The sequence below is a fragment of the Mycoplasma struthionis genome (assembly GCF_003855455.1).
GTDB lineage: Bacteria > Bacillota_I > Bacilli_A > Mycoplasmatales > Metamycoplasmataceae > Metamycoplasma > Metamycoplasma struthionis.
In genome coordinates this window covers 19,712-35,253 of the sequence record NZ_CP034044.1, presented here as the reverse complement: position 1 = coordinate 35,253, position 15,542 = coordinate 19,712, and the positions used below count along the sequence as shown (strand labels likewise).

Below are 15,542 nucleotides of genomic sequence, written 5' to 3'. Positions count from 1 at the left end.
TTAACATATGGTAGAACATAAATTTAAACTTAAAAAAGCAGCTTTGGCAGCATTGTTTATGTTTGGTTTTATTCCTTTTGTATTTACATCATGTGAAATTTTCAATAAAAAAGTATTGCTTAAATTTCAAATACCATATGCAGTAAACTCTTCTACATTTAAAAGAGTTTCGACGGTTATTGATAAATTTAACCGTGAAAACAAAAAAACTAAAATTGAACTTATTCCTGCACAAAGTCGTAGAGAATTATATAATCATATTACATTGGGCATTGAAGCTAAAAATAAAGATTTACCTAACTTAGTAATTCATTATCCTAGCCTAGCATATTACGCAGCTTCACAAAATAAAGCTTTAGATTTTTCTTCAGCTTTAACATTATCTTCATTATCATCTGATTTTTTAAAACAATATAATCGTTTTAATTCAGATAAAATAACCAATTTACCATTAGCCATAAGTTCTGAAGCGTTAGTTATAAATAAACCTTTATTAGGCTACTTTCTTTTAGAGCTTGAAAAATATGCAACTAAAAATGGTATCAGTTTAAACTTGGAACGTGTTCCAATTTTTAAACTTGCAAAAGATTACTTTACAAATCTAAAAACATCGACAAAAGTTGAAGATCTTGAACTTTGAAAACTTAAATTTAATTTTAATAAAACTTTAATTTTAGATAATAAAAATCTTTTTGAAGATCTTGACTTAAATAGCTATGAAAACTTGTTCCGTTTTACTTCGGTAATTCACGCTTCAACTGAAAAAGGAAATGTAGATTATCTATATTCACAGTCAGTTGTTAACACAACTTATTCAATTATGTTTAATGATGCAAATCAAGATTATAATCATTATTTTTTAAAATATAATTCTTCACAAACATTAGATATAAGAAATATTTTAGAAAATCCAGATAGACAAAACGAACTGAAAAAAATTTACTTTTTATATAAAACGATGTTTGAAGATAAAGAATTAAATATAGCCTTTGGAAATGAAAACACAAGTGAAATAAACTCTAAGTTTTTTTCACTTGTGTCTAATAGAATATATGACACAATTAAAAGAAGGCTGCCTAATTTAGACGATTTTCTTTTCTTAAATGCACCTATTAAAAATGCAAATAGCAAAGAAAATGGATCTTATTTTTTACAAGGTCTTAACTTAATTGGAATAAAAAAATCAACAAAAGAAAACCAAGCTTTATTAGATTTTGTTAAATGAATGTATAATAAAGATAACTTTTCTAAATATACAATTAATAATAAACAATATTTTTTAACACCTGTAGAATATTTAAATCTATCTTTAGGTTATTATTACCCTTCTGATAATTTTGATTCTATAATAGAAAATTCACAAGAAAATGTAACTTTAAAAAATATTAAAAACTTATTTGATTCACAAAATGTGAAATTCTTAGAACCAGTAGATTTTGAAAGTGAAAGATTTAGAAGAGGTTTATTGTTATCTATTCAAACTTTAAAAAGAGGTATTGATTTAGGAAACCCAATAGATTTTGAAACATTTATTAACACAATAAAAAGAGGTATATAATGCTTGATTTTGAAGATTATAAAAGATATTATCATTTAGATGCTAAAAAACTAAGTTATTTAAAAAATCTAGAAAGCTTAGAAATAAAAAAATTTATGCAATCTTTTAATTACATAAATAATAAATTTTTAGCCCCTATTGCTTTTGATAATCACTCATTTAATGAACTTAGTGTCCTTTTTTTAAGCCAGGCAATTGCTAAAGAAGCATTTTTAAAAAATTATAAAACTATTCTAATAGCAACAGATAAAAGCCATCCATTTTTATTAAAAGCAATAAAAATAATTGAAAACGTTTTAGCAGCTAATGATATAAAAGTTATTAATTATTCAGAATATGAAGCAGTTAATGAATCTTTTTTAATTTACACTGTTAAAAAAATTAAAAACTTTGATTTAGCTATTTATTTAAATCAATATTCATTTGAAGGCATTTTTGCTTTAAATATTTTTAATTCAAAAGGAAAAAATATAGAAAACGAATTTATAAAAAATGTTTTAAATAATTTAGAAAATTTAAACTATGGGGATATAAAAGAATTTCAAAATGATAATGACAAAATAGATTTTGAAAAATTAATAAATGAATATACTGATGATTGTTTAGAAAATACTTTTTTAAAAAAGGCAAATAAACAACTTTCAATAGGCTTTGTATCTTCACAATACAACATGAGTTTTATTAAAAAAATCATTGGAAGAAGTGATATTGAATATCAAATTTTCAATAAAAAAATAAAAGAAGATAAGCCTGAAAAAATCACTTTTTCATTGATTTTTACTAAAAAATTAGCAAAAATCAATTATTTTGTTAAATTTTCATTTGATTCTAAGAGATTTTTTATTTACTATAAACTTAAAAAAAATCGCTTTAATATTACATATAAATTAATAGATATAAATGACTTGATTTTATTATACATTTTATTTTCAAATCATATTTCTTCAATTAATTATGAAAATAAAAAATTAAATAGTGTTATAGGAACACTAGCAACTAAAAAAGAGGCTATATATAATATTTCAACAAAATTCAATTTATTATATAAAAATGAATTTTATGAAAATTTAGATTTAAGTAATTTAAACAATTATTTATATTATGATGAAAACTTTAATATAAGTTTTTATGAAGAAAAGTTTGCTGACTTTGATTTATTTTCAAACTTAATAAAAATAATTGATATGTTTAATTACTATCAAACTCAATCAATGGACTTTAATAGATTGTATGAACAAAACATTTCAGTTTATACAAAAAACTTAATTAATTATGCTTCTTTTGATTGCACATTAGATAATTTAAGTAACTTTTTAACTAAATTATCAGCTCAAAAAGATATTGCCGCTTTACCTTTTAGTGCGCTTGAAAATCTTGAAAATTATCAAAGTGAAAAAGAACAATATATAGCTAAATATTACTTTCAAGAAAATGAAAATTTAGTAATAAAATATAGCTATGATCTTCAAAAAGTAATAATAATATGTCAAGAAAGTTTTGAAACACAAGGTAATTTATTTAGAACATTTAAACACTATTTTAAATATTTTTTAAAAAACTTTTCAAGAGATTTTACTCTTAATGAAAAAATAAATCAATTTGAAAAATAACTATTGAAAAATAGTATTAAATCTTTAAGATTTAATATACAATAGTTATTTTTTTTAATATAATTTTTAAAAATATAAGGAGTCTATATGAAAAAGTCTAAAAAATTATTATTAAAATCATCTACATTATTTTTAATGACAGCTACTGGTTTTTTAACTCTAGCTTGCAATAAAAACCAACCAAAACCCGAACTTAAAAAAGTAAATTTAGGTTCTTCTTTTTCAGCTATTGAAGAATTTAAAGCAGAAGATACTTATCCTGAAATAACTGCTTTATTTTCAAATTCATTAGTTGATAATTACTTAAATTCTTCTACTTCAAATGCTGATGCTGAAAAGAAAATAATTAATATTAAAACAACCTATTTATTAGCTAAAAAAATAAAAGAAAGTCATAATTCTTTACTTTCAATTAGTTCAGATAGTGAAATAGCTTCATCTCCACTTAAAAAGAATATTGATTCAATCATTGCTGATTATAATGCAAAATTTGCTGATAATAAATTAAATATTGATGCAATAGTAAACAATCAACATATTTCAGATCAATCAGCTTTTGATTTTATTTTTGATTCTTTAAGTAAATTAAACAAAGCAATAGATGATTTAAAAATAGAACTTGCAAAAGCTTCAAAAAATACTGAAGATGCTTTTAATAGTTTAAAAAGTCAAATTTTTGATCAAATCTCTTTACCAATAAATCAAAAAATAAATGAAGCATTTAAGAACAATTTAAAAGGCTTATTTGTTAGAACCTTAAATTCTTATGCTGATCCTAATGCTGAAAATGTTTTAACTTCACTTCAAGCTTTAGCTAACAAATATAATGATTATTTATTAATAGTTAAAGAATTTTTAACTTTTAAAGAACTATATATGATGCTTTTTCAAGGTAAAGATTTTAATAGCTTTAGTTTAGCTATTAAAAACAAATACAATGATTTAAAAGCAAGATTTTTAGATGATGAAAAAATTAAAGATTGAAATTTAGATAATATAGATGAAATAAGAACTAAATTAGATGAATATAAATCTATTTTCAATTTATTTAATCAAGAATCATTAAATCCTAATTTAGACTTTAGCAATTTTGACAGTATTTTAAACTCTTTTGAAGATGATATATTTATAAATAAAATTTTATTTGATGCTAAAAAAACAACTTTAAAAACTCAAGATGCAATTAATGCTTATGCACAAAAATTAAGTACTTTAAAAAATAAAGTTCATAAAGTTTTAAATTTATATAATGAAAAAAATGACGCTTTAATTAATGAAGCTAATAAAAATGATTTAAAAGCTTTATTATCTACTTTATTTACTTCTGATAATAAACTTGATTTTTCTTTAAATAATGAACCTGATACACTTATTTCAAAATTAGATCAAATTAAAAATAATCTTTCAGCATTTAGTCCAAGACATAGTGAAAGAGATCCAGAATTAACTAAAAAAATAGATGCTTTAAGTTCTTTAATTGATTCATTAGATAGTTATTTAAGAAATTTAGGAGCCTTAAAACAAACTGTTTTAGCAAATATAAACTCTTTAGCTTTAGCTGATCAAGCTACTTTAGATATTAATAATTTAAAAACTAAATTACAAGCTATAACTGAAAAAATTAAAAGCCTACAAGCTAAAAAATTAGATTCAGGTAAACAACAAAAATTAGATGAGATTTTAAATAACTTTTATGATTTAAATAAAATTCTATATTCTAATCAAACTTTAAGTTTATTTAATGATGTATTAACTCAAAAACAAAATGCTTTAAATCAATTTGAGCAAACTTATATAATAGCTCCACATGAAAGAGATTTAGCAGCATTTAGCACTAGAGTAAATCAAGAACTAACTTTAAAATTAAATGATAATTTAGAAAGATATGGCTTAACAAATAAATTAACTCCTTTGTCATTTACAGATAATAATTTTGATTTATATACTTCTTTAATAAAACCTAGAGGAACAGAAGTTACAAGAACTTCATATTCAGTAGATATTCATGAACCTCAAAAATTAAAAGTTTCATATACTGTTAGAGCTTTAGATAATCCAAGTTTTAGTACAACAGTTAAAAAAGAATTAACATTTACAAAAGATGTTAATGCTTTATTAAATGCGCTTGACTCAGTTTCAATTGAAAATCTATTTACAGTTGATTATGATTATTTAAATACTTTATCTTATGATCAAGCAAATGACTATTCTTTATTTAATGATTATGTATCAAAAAATAATGATTATATAAATGGATATTTTAAATATCAAATTCATAAAGATGGATTTTTAGTAAAAGATGGAACTGCAACAAAATTAAAAGTTGATTATTTATTTAATAACGGCATTTTAAAAACAGTTGATGTTCCTATGCCTAAATTACATTTTATTGCAAATAGTGATGTGGCTGTAAGATTAGATTTTAAAGATGATTTTAAAACAACAGAGTATTACACTAATCCTACTAAGTTTGGATTTCGTTTAGATAATTATTTTGCACAACAAATGACTCTATATGCAACTGGCATTAGCAAGTTTGTAGTTAATCCTACAGCTAGACGTCTATCGAGTGAAAGCCAATATCAGTTAAATGAACAAGAAAGAATAGCAGGATTTAAAAGTATAATTTCCAATATAACAAAAAATATTACTGAAGAACAACTAATCCCATATTCAGATGATTTATTAATAGATGTTGATACTAACGAAAACATTATTAAATTTAAAATTAATAAGGATGGTACTACTAAAAACGCATATTTACAAGTTAAAAATTTAGGAGATGCCGCTACTGCTACAAATAGAGAAGATGAAAAAAGAATTTTAAGATTATTAGGATATACTGAATTTAAAACTGTTGACGAAGCAAATAAAAAATATAGCGATCATGTTTTAGAAAAAGTAGAAGTAAAAAATAAACTTGAAACTCATTCTCAATTAGTAGCATGAGACGCTGCTAGAGTAAAGAGCGATCTTGAAAGATTGTATACATTTCCTTCTTTTGGTCAATATCAAGTTTACATAAAATCTGTTAAAAATGTAGATACAAAAAATGGGGCAGTAGATTTAGTTCTTTGATATAAACATAATGGACAAGAAGTAGAAATACCAAGAGGTTTAACAGAAGATTCTATGAGAAAAGTTCATTTAAAATACTTTAAGCCTTTAATGTTCGAAGATATTAACCCAAGAAATAATAGCGTATTTAGTTCTCAAGATTTTACTGGAAATGGATATCAAAATATAGATTCTAGCGATATTACGAAAATTCAAAATATTAACTCAACGAACTTTACATATAGAAGAACAAAAGCATACATTAATTCTAAAAATCAAAAACTAGGCTATGCTTTAGTAGATCCTGAAGATATTGTTCAACAAAAAGCCTATACTAAATTAAATTATTTAATTGGTTTTAAAGGACAAGTCGCTAGAAGTGAAGATGAAAATAAAGATGCAGAAAATGCAAGTAAATTTGATAATTTACCAGATTCAAAAGAGGCGACGCCAAAAAATACAGTTGTTCAAAATTCTACAATTACAATTTCAACTGATGAAATCAAGCATAATGGAGATTTAACAAATCAAACTAATTTAAATGAATTATCAAATAAGTATTTTATTTACTTTATTGATGTTAGAGCTTCAAAAGGTAAGAATAACAAAAACGCTAAAACAATGACATTTAAATTAGGTTTTATTGATAAAAATGATGTCAATAAAAGATACTTATTGAATAAAGATATAACCTTAGATAATCTACAAAATGACTATAAAAATAATTTATATCCAGAAGTTATTTTAAATAATATAACTTTTGAAAACTTAAATTTAGTTAGCCTTAGCCAAATAACTGCTGAAAATTTAAAAAGTCAAATAGGACAAAGTTTGTTACAATCTGCAAATATTAAATATAAAGAAACTGGCAAGTCAAATCCTCAAGAAATTGAATATAATAACTTTACTTTAAACTTAAACACTATAAAAATAGCTGATGTTAAAATAAAAGACGCAAGACAAGGCAAAGCATACATTAGATTGAAATATCAGCCAGCAAATAATGGACCTGCAATTCTAGGTAATAGATGATATTTAATTGAGGGTTTAAAAGCTTCAAGTTCTACTGAAACAGCAAGCGAAAATAATTTAACATGAAAAAACAATGCATTGCATGAAATATATTCAAGCAGCTCAGTAAAAAGACAAAGAGAAATTGAAGCTTATTATAAAGATTTATATTGAAGCTATGATGAAACAACAAATACTGCTTCATGAACTTTAAAACGTAAATATATTGAAAAAACACTATTAGATTCAACAAATACATCAGCTGAGTTAGATATGAGTTTATTTGGTAATGTATTATTCCAAGATGAAAGACGTTTCTTACGTTTTGGGGATCCTTTTAAATTCACTTTTAATGTAAAAGAATTGCAAAATCACGCTATTACTAAAGAATTTTCAACTAATGCTTTAGATTATGTTAATGGTTTGACAAGAAAAAATGCTCCAGCAATTAAATTAATTTTAAAAGCAGAATTAAATGGCGAAGGAATTGTCTTTAGTTTAAAACCAGAAAAAGTTGAATATAAAATTTTTATTTCACACCCTGAAGATGAAGTTATTAGATCCTTAGATTTAACTGGTCCAAGAGGCGGAGAATTTAAATCTGATAAAGCATTTTTATTAAGAAAAGCAGCTGCTAAAATAACTATTAGATACGAAAACAATAAACAAAAAGAAGATTTTGGTTTTGAAACTAATAAATTTGATTATAAAAAACTAAGCTATACTCAAGAAAATATGCCAATTTTATTCAGTAATGATTATTCAAAATTATGAACTGAATATTCACCAAATCAAAATGTTTCATATAAATTCCACGAAGGTTATTTATTAAGTAATGAATATTTAAACTTTGATCAAAATAATACTCCATTATTTAAAAACTTAAGAGAAAGAACAATGGCTTATAATTATGGTTCAGCTACTGTAATTGGAAAAGCTTCAAATTCTGAAGATAATACAAAATTCTTTTTATTAACTAATAACCACGTTGAAAAATATGAAAATATTAAAGCATTAAAAGAAAACAGTCATCAAGTTGCTTGAAGATATTTAACTCGTTATGGTAAATACTTTAGCAACAATATAAATGCGGGTCATAGTTATTGAGGTGGTTTATATACTGTTGGTGTATATCCAAAAGTTGTTTGAACTGGAAAAGATCAATTAAATAATCAAGGTTTAAATCCTGTTAGAACAGATTTAACTATTATTGAAGTTGACATTAAAGACATAATTAAACAAGCTAAAAGCGATGGACGATATGAAACCGCTTTATGATTTGAAAATTGAAAAAATATTACAGATTTCAATTTAAATTATGTTGGTGATAAAGTAAATGATATTGATAATATACCTTATGCATATCATGGCGGAAATAACGGTTTTCCTTTTGCAAAACAAGCAGGATATATTATAAATAGAGCTAAAATTTCTTCAGCTGGAATTAGATTAGATTATCAAAATGGATATGTTCCTGCATTCTTTAATCAAGGTAACTCAGGAAGTGGTGTTTTTGGTGAAGAAGGATTGAATACTGTAGTTAACTCAGGAACTCCTTTAAAAGTTTTAAACTCTTGAAATTATGCTTCAAAAGGTCACAACTTTATGGGAATAAATAATCAAAATGAAGACCCACTTTCATTAAAAAACACAAATTCATTTGCTTCAATTTTATATAATCTAAATATAAAAGATCCACATAATTATGACATTCCATGATTTTTAAAGAAATAGGTTTATAACCTATTTTTTTATACTTTTAAAAAAACTTTTAGTTTATTTATAAACTTTATAAAAGTTTTTAACTTTTTTAGTGTAAAATAGTATATGCATTGGAACAGCAAAATAATATTTTTAAATTGTTTTTTATTTTGTTATAAATTTGATAGTAGGTAAGCTGTATTCTGAAATCATTAGAATAAAAAACTTTAAAAAGAATTATTTTCCTTTGCTTTTTAGAAAGGAAATATTATGTCAAGATTTACAGGCTCAATGTTTAAAAGATCAAGAAGATATGGAACTTCTTTATTAGAAAATAACAAAGAATTTTCTAAAGGTAAAAAACGTACAACAGCACCTGGACAACACGGTGCTAAAAGAGCTAAACCATCAGATTACCAATTACACATGTACGAAAAACAAAAAGTTAGATACATGTACGGTTTAAATGAACGTCAATTCAAAACCCTATTCTTAGCAGCATCTAAAAAACACGGTGTTACTGGGGTTAACTTATTACAAATGGTTGAATCAAGATTAGACAACTTAGTATTCAGAGCTGGTTGAGCAAGAACAAGAGCTCAAGCAAGACAATTCGTAAACCACGGTCACTTCACAGTTGACGGTCACAAAGCAAACATTCCTTCAATGTTAATTAAACCTGGATCAGTTATTGAAATGAAAGCTTCACTTCAAAATAATGCTGAAATGAAAGCTGCAATGGAAGTTATGACTGTTTCTCCATGATTAACAAAAGAAAACTTTAAATTAACATTTACAAGAGTTCCTGAAAGAAATGAATTTGCACACGAAATAAACGAAGCTTTAATCGTTGAATACTACAACCGTTTAGTTTAATTAAAACAAGTTACATCGCAAGATGTGGCTTTTTATTTTGAAAAAAAAAAAATACACACTTTTTTGCAAATTTGAGAATTAACTAGGTTAAATAATAAAAATAATTATTTTTATTTAAAGTAAATTAAAAAATATGTTTTAATTTTATAGTAATAAAAAAGAAGATGAATATGAGTAAAAAAAGACTTATTAATTGAAGATATAAATTATTTAAAAAATATATTAGAAAAAATAAATTATGTTTAATTTCGATCGAAATGGATCGTATTTTCTATCCTCATATTCACTACTATTTTTGAACTCCATATGTTTTAGAAGACAGCAAATTCATTTTTAGAAAACTAACTAAAGAAAAGCAAATGCAAAAATATATAAACTATAATCTTGATTTAACAGCTGAACAAAAACAAGATTTAATAGACATAATGAATATGGAAAAAGAAGAAGCTCTTTTTGAAGAAAAAAATAGCGATAATAACGAAAATAAAAATAATAATGTAAGTATAAGCCCAACTCAAACAATTACAAGTGAAATAAAAGTCAAAAAAGAAAAAGCAAAAATAGAAGATAAAAAACCAGTTGAAGATTTAAATTCTATTTTATTTTCAGAACCTGAAATTCCAAATAAAGAATAAAAAAAGTAAAGAGATTAAACTCTTTACTTTTAATTTAAAACGGTTTTTTGTTCAATTTTTTCAAGTGCTGATTCAACCATTACAGCCATTTTAGAACTTAGATATTCAGCTATAGGATTTTGTCTATCTAAAAAGATTTGATTAGCTTTAGGTAAAAGCTTGCTGTAGTTTTCATATGCTTCAACTATAATTAAATCTTTTGGGGCCATTTCAATATCTTTAGTCATCTCAGTGATTTCTTTATCAACAAAACTTGGATTTGCAAAAATATAATATGGTTGAACAAATAACTGAAAGCCTTTTGGTGCATTTTCCATTTCAGCTATCAAAATAAAAACAATGTCTTCGGATTTGCGATTTAAAAATAAAACTAAATTATTTAAAGCTTCTTTTAAAACATTGCTATTTACAAAATTATTATCTGGATTTCTATCATCTCAAATATTTATAGTTTCTAAAGAAAAAGTTAAGGTATTTGGAATTATAAATATTTCTTTTAGATCACCATATAAATTTTTAAAAGTTTCTAAATCATATTGACTTGGATTTGTAATTTGATTTAATATTAACTGTGAATTTAAAATAGGTTTTTCTGAAAGTTTTATATAAACAGTAAACTCAATTGTTTTAAATAATATATAACCTTTAAAATCATCTTGATTTAAAGGAATTAAAGATTTTGAATAATACATTTTTTCTCCTATTTTAATTATATATAAAAGCAACTAAATTTACTAGTTATTAAGATAATAAAAAAAAGACCACAGAACACAATACTTCTCGACGTGGCTGCTATATTTCTATCCTGACCAGATTACAAGGTTATCATTCCCGTGGCATAATTATTATACAACAAAAATAAAAACAATTATAATATTAATATGGTAAAAGAAGAAAACAAAATATTATTGTTTAGTTATGGAACAATACAAGATGAATTATTTTATAAAAATTTATTTAATGAAAATACAAAAAAATTTAAAGCTTCTTTAAATGGATATGCTAAATGTGTAGACGATACATTATATTTTTTATTAAAAAAAGATAAAGCATCTCAAGTTAAAGGAACAGTTTTTGAAATAACAAAAGAAGAGCTATTTTTAGTAGATAGATGAGAGTTATTCCCTGAATATCAACGTTTTTTTGTTAATGTTTTAAATGAAGAAACAAATGAAATTGTTGAGAATGTTTATGTATATACTAAATTAGAAGTTGGTCGTGTTTTTTTAGCACCAGAAGATATGCCTTTTTCTAAAAATCCTTCAGCAACTGAAGAAAATTTAAAAGCTTTTATTGAAATTGAAAAAGCAACAAGTCATTTTCCTATTTCAGATTTTTTATTTTTATATAAAATTACAAAAGAAGAACATGACAGCATGCAAAATATAACTCATCCATATTTTTCAATGATAATAGAAGATCATAAATCAAAACAAATTATTCATGAACCTTGCGCAATGTTTAGCTTAGCTGAAAAAAATGAATATTATGCAGTAGTATGTCAATTTGGAAGAAAAAACAATTTAAATAGTTTGTTTTATTATAGAACGTTTCATAACTTAATTAAAGATTTTAATCCATCAATTAATTTTAAAAGTCATTATGACAATTTTGATATTCCATTTATAAAAACAAAAAAACCTGATTATTGTTTACAAATGACTCAAAAACCTGAGCTAAAAGAAGATTTAGTAGGTTGAGCTGAAGATCGTGCTTTTCAATATGCTGTACGTGATTTTAATATAGATCCTTTTAAACGTTATAATATTTTATTACAAGGCTTTTTTGAAGGTAAACCTAAAAATGATAAATAAAGAAGCAAAACAAAATAATAAACTTGCTATTAAATTAGCTAAAAAAGAATTAGATGACAAAAAATTAGTTCAAAAACAATCAGAATTAAAAGAAAAAATTCAAGAAATTAAACAAAGATATATAGCAGTTTCAAAATCTACAGAATTAGAATATAAAGAAGCTGTTTATCAAGCTTTAGGTCCTGTTTTAGAAAAATTAGGAATTAAAATTAAAAGCTTTGATAATAATATTTCTGGAAGTATCGCTTTATTACCTGAAGAACTACAAAAAGAAGTTGAAATATTATCAAAAGATGTTTTAACAGTAGAAGAAGCTAAAGTTAAAGATGTTCTAGAAGTAGCAAAAAGAGTTGACATTACTAAAAACTTAGCAAAACGTCCAACTCAATTATCAGGTGGTCAACAACAACGTGTTGCTATTGCACGTGCTATTGTTAAAAAACCTAAAATTCTATTATTAGATGAACCTTTATCTAACTTAGATGCTAAATTACGTATTTCAACAAGAAAATGAATACGTTCAATTCAACAAGAATTAGGTATCACAACAGTTTTCGTTACTCACGATCAAGAAGAAGCTATGTCAATTAGTGACAAGATTGTATGTATGTCAACTGCTCAAGTTCAACAAATTGGTTCACCAATGGAATTATATTTAAAACCTAAAAATGAATTTGTTGCCAGATTCTTAGGTATGCCTGAAATGACAATCGTTGAAACAGATGTCAAATCTGGAAACGTTTTATACGAAGGCAAAAAAGTTGCTAAAGCTCCTGCTAACTATGCAAAATCAAGAATTGATTTAGGATTTAGAGGAGAAAACTTAATAGAAGATCAAAATGGTGTAATTGAAGGCAAAATTAAAGTTGTTGAATATCTTGGAAAAGAAATTCAAGCTCAAATTTATATTGAAAAATTAGACAAAATTGCTAACGTATTTTTAGGTGCTAAAGACCGTTATGAAGTTGGCGAACTTGTTAAATTAAATATTAAACATGAGTCATTGTTCCACTTATTTGATGTAAATACTAAGGAACATGTATAAAAAATGCGTACTTATTTTTGAAAAAAATACAGGGTTAAAAATCCTGGTTTAGCATTAAGCGTTTTAAACACAAAGGTACCTTTCTGAAAACCTTTTATGCTTATGTTGCCTTCTTTAATTACAATGGGTTTATTTACAATTTTCCCATTTATAATAGTAATTATTACAGCACTTAAAACACAAGTTGGTTTTACGACTGCTGACACAGCAATTGGATTAGGAAACTTTAAGTTTATTTTTTCAACAAACAAAGCTGTATTTGATGTAGCTGTTAGAACATCATTACTATACTCAATATTATCATTGCCTATTAGTTTAATGATTTCTCTTTTAATATCAGCTGCTATTTCTCAAGTTATTAAAACCTGAGCTAGAAGCTTTTGACAAACTGTGTTTTTCTTACCATATGTAACATCAGGTATTGCTGTTTCTCTAGCATTTGCCTACATCTTTAAATCAGATGGTGGTTTGATTAACATAATATTACAAAAACTAAATTTAATTCAAAAGCCTATCCAATTTTTAGACAGTTCTAATAATCAATTTGCACCTTTCATGGTTATTTTAGTTAGAGGTATTTGAGGAAGTTTAGCTTTCCAAATTCTTATCTTAACAACAGCCATGTTATCAGTAAACCCAGACTTATACAAATCAGCCTCAATTGATGGTGCTTCAAGTACAAAACAATTTTTCAAAATTACATTACCATCAATTAATAAAACAATCTCATTCTTATTCACAATGGGTATTATCGGTGGAATTAAAACTTTCCCATTAGCATTGTTTGATAACAGTTCTCAAAATGCAATTACATTTAACGGGGCTTCATTAATGCTTTATGTTTACCACTGAACAGTTTCAGCACAATATGGTCGTGCAGCAGCGGCATCTATTGTTCTATTCTTAATCGGACTAATCATTTCATTTGGTTTAAGAAGATTAGTATTCTTAACATTTAAACTATCAAATAATTTAGGAGAAAGACGTGTCTTTAGAAAAATTGAAAGCGCGACATTGAAAGGAACAACAGTTTTTAAAAGCTAAGCAAGAAGTAATGAGCAAGCCATACTCTTCAACAAGTGCGGCTGCAAAATTAGCTGGTTGAGCATTTAAAATATTTGTTTTAGTATTTTTCGCATTAATAATTATTTTTCCATTCTATTTCATGATTAGTCAATCATTAACAAACCGTGAGCTAACTATTTTAGCTTCAAACACTCCTGCTGTATTATTCCCAAGAGCTACTGCAACTGATCCTACAGTATTTCACTTTGATAACTATAGAGCTGCCTTAGTTAGTGGATATCTACAATCTGTAGTATTTACAATTGGTGTAACCTCATTATCAATTCTAGTCAGATTATTTTTCTCTTTAACATTAGGTTACGCTTTATCATTAAATAATTGAAAAGGAAAAGCTGGATTCTTTGCTTTCTTCTTATCATTAATGATCCTTCCAGAAATTGCTTTATTGGTAGGTCAATATATCGTTGTTGTTCGTATGGGATGACAACAAAAAGAATGGTTATGATTTGCTTTAATAGCACCATTCACCGCTTCAATTTTCTTTGCATATATGTATAAAAATGCATTTGAAGCAATTCCAAATTCAGTTAAAGAATCATCAATGTTAGATGGAGCAAATGGATTTAAATATTTTGTTAAAATTGCTTTACCAATGGTAAGTTCAACAACATGAACAGTTGCAATTCTAACTGCTTTTGCTTCATGAAACTCATATACATGACCAGCATTATTGATGTCTGGTTCTGCTAAAGAAGTATGAAAACCAATGAACTTGTGAGTATTTGACACAGGCAAAGATTTAAATGAAGAAGTACCTAGAGTTTACGGTTCTATACGTATGGCTGGTACAATTCTAGCAATTCTACCTATGTTCATTATTTACTTTGTATTAAGAAAAAGAATTATGAATGCTATTTCAAGAAATGGAAATGCAACAAAAGGATAGAATATGGATCACAATTTATCAATTTCAGTTATAAAACTACGTAAACAACAAAAAAAGAAAATGATTCTTAGATCTATAGGCTTAATATTCATTTTCTTAGCAATTATCATTGGTATAGTATTCGTAGCATTGTGTTTATTCGGGCTAATAAATGTGCCTATTCAAATCCACAGAATCGGTGGACTATAAAACATTTAATATATTCTGTGTTAGTGAAAATTTCTTGCCTTTAGGCAGGAAATTTTTTGATATAATTTTAACAT

The 15,542-nt window shown here is 25.0% G+C and carries 11 protein-coding genes and 1 other RNA gene; 10 read left to right on the top strand and 2 right to left on the bottom strand.

Translation table 4 applies throughout. The features are described 5' to 3' along the window. The first annotated feature begins 7 nt into the window (after positions 1-7). The 5 genes from EGN60_RS00140 to EGN60_RS00120 all read left to right on the top strand — a co-directional run bounded on the left by EGN60_RS00140 (position 8) and on the right by EGN60_RS00120 (position 10,448). Complete coding sequence (locus EGN60_RS00140) at positions 8-1,558, top strand: extracellular solute-binding protein (protein ID WP_124724088.1); 1,551 nt, start codon at positions 8-10, stop codon at positions 1,556-1,558. Next, entirely contained in the window at positions 1,558-3,168 is a 1,611-nt protein-coding gene (locus EGN60_RS00135; protein ID WP_124724087.1) for a hypothetical protein, read from the top strand. The genes EGN60_RS00140 and EGN60_RS00135 overlap by 1 nt, the downstream gene beginning before the upstream one ends. 87 nt (positions 3,169-3,255) lie before the next feature. Further along, complete coding sequence (locus EGN60_RS00130; protein WP_124724090.1) at positions 3,256-8,970, top strand: MGA_1079 family surface serine endopeptidase; 5,715 nt, start codon at positions 3,256-3,258, stop codon at positions 8,968-8,970. A gap of 237 nt (positions 8,971-9,207) precedes the next feature. Next, entirely contained in the window at positions 9,208-9,813 is a 606-nt protein-coding gene (rpsD, locus tag EGN60_RS00125) for a 30S ribosomal protein S4 (RefSeq protein ID WP_124724089.1), read from the top strand. A 164-nt stretch (positions 9,814-9,977) separates the two neighbouring features. After that, positions 9,978-10,448 (top strand): hypothetical protein, encoded by a 471-nt coding sequence (locus tag EGN60_RS00120; protein WP_124724084.1) that lies wholly within the window; start codon positions 9,978-9,980, stop codon positions 10,446-10,448. 29 nt (positions 10,449-10,477) lie between these two features. Here EGN60_RS00120 and EGN60_RS00115 read toward each other — a convergent pair whose 3' ends face one another. Both EGN60_RS00115 and ffs read right to left on the bottom strand, forming a co-directional pair. Continuing rightward, positions 10,478-11,140 (bottom strand): hypothetical protein, encoded by a 663-nt coding sequence (locus tag EGN60_RS00115; RefSeq protein WP_124724083.1) that lies wholly within the window; start codon positions 11,138-11,140, stop codon positions 10,478-10,480. A 56-nt stretch (positions 11,141-11,196) separates the two neighbouring features. Then, positions 11,197-11,293: signal recognition particle sRNA small type (gene ffs / locus EGN60_RS00110), an RNA gene on the bottom strand. Between the two features lie 36 nt (positions 11,294-11,329). Between ffs and EGN60_RS00105 the strand changes: the two genes are divergently transcribed. Genes EGN60_RS00105 through EGN60_RS00085 form a run of 5 tightly spaced genes read left to right on the top strand, consistent with a single transcriptional unit; the run spans position 11,330 to position 15,468 of the window. Next, a complete protein-coding gene (locus EGN60_RS00105; protein ID WP_124724082.1) occupies positions 11,330-12,262 on the top strand; it encodes a gamma-glutamylcyclotransferase family protein in 933 nt (310 codons plus the stop codon). Further along, entirely contained in the window at positions 12,252-13,307 is a 1,056-nt protein-coding gene (locus EGN60_RS00100) for an ABC transporter ATP-binding protein (protein WP_124724081.1), read from the top strand. Before EGN60_RS00105 ends, EGN60_RS00100 begins: the two co-directional genes overlap by 11 nt. 3 nt (positions 13,308-13,310) lie before the next feature. Continuing rightward, entirely contained in the window at positions 13,311-14,351 is a 1,041-nt protein-coding gene (locus EGN60_RS00095; RefSeq protein ID WP_124724080.1) for a carbohydrate ABC transporter permease, read from the top strand. Then, on the top strand, positions 14,293-15,279 hold the full coding sequence (locus EGN60_RS00090) for a carbohydrate ABC transporter permease (protein ID WP_124724079.1): 987 nt from the start codon (positions 14,293-14,295) through the stop codon (positions 15,277-15,279). Before EGN60_RS00095 ends, EGN60_RS00090 begins: the two co-directional genes overlap by 59 nt. 3 nt (positions 15,280-15,282) lie before the next feature. Next, positions 15,283-15,468 carry a hypothetical protein gene (locus tag EGN60_RS00085; protein ID WP_124724078.1) on the top strand — a complete coding sequence of 62 codons (186 nt, stop codon included), beginning with the start codon at positions 15,283-15,285 and terminating at the stop codon, positions 15,466-15,468. Positions 15,469-15,542: the final 74 nt, after the last annotated feature.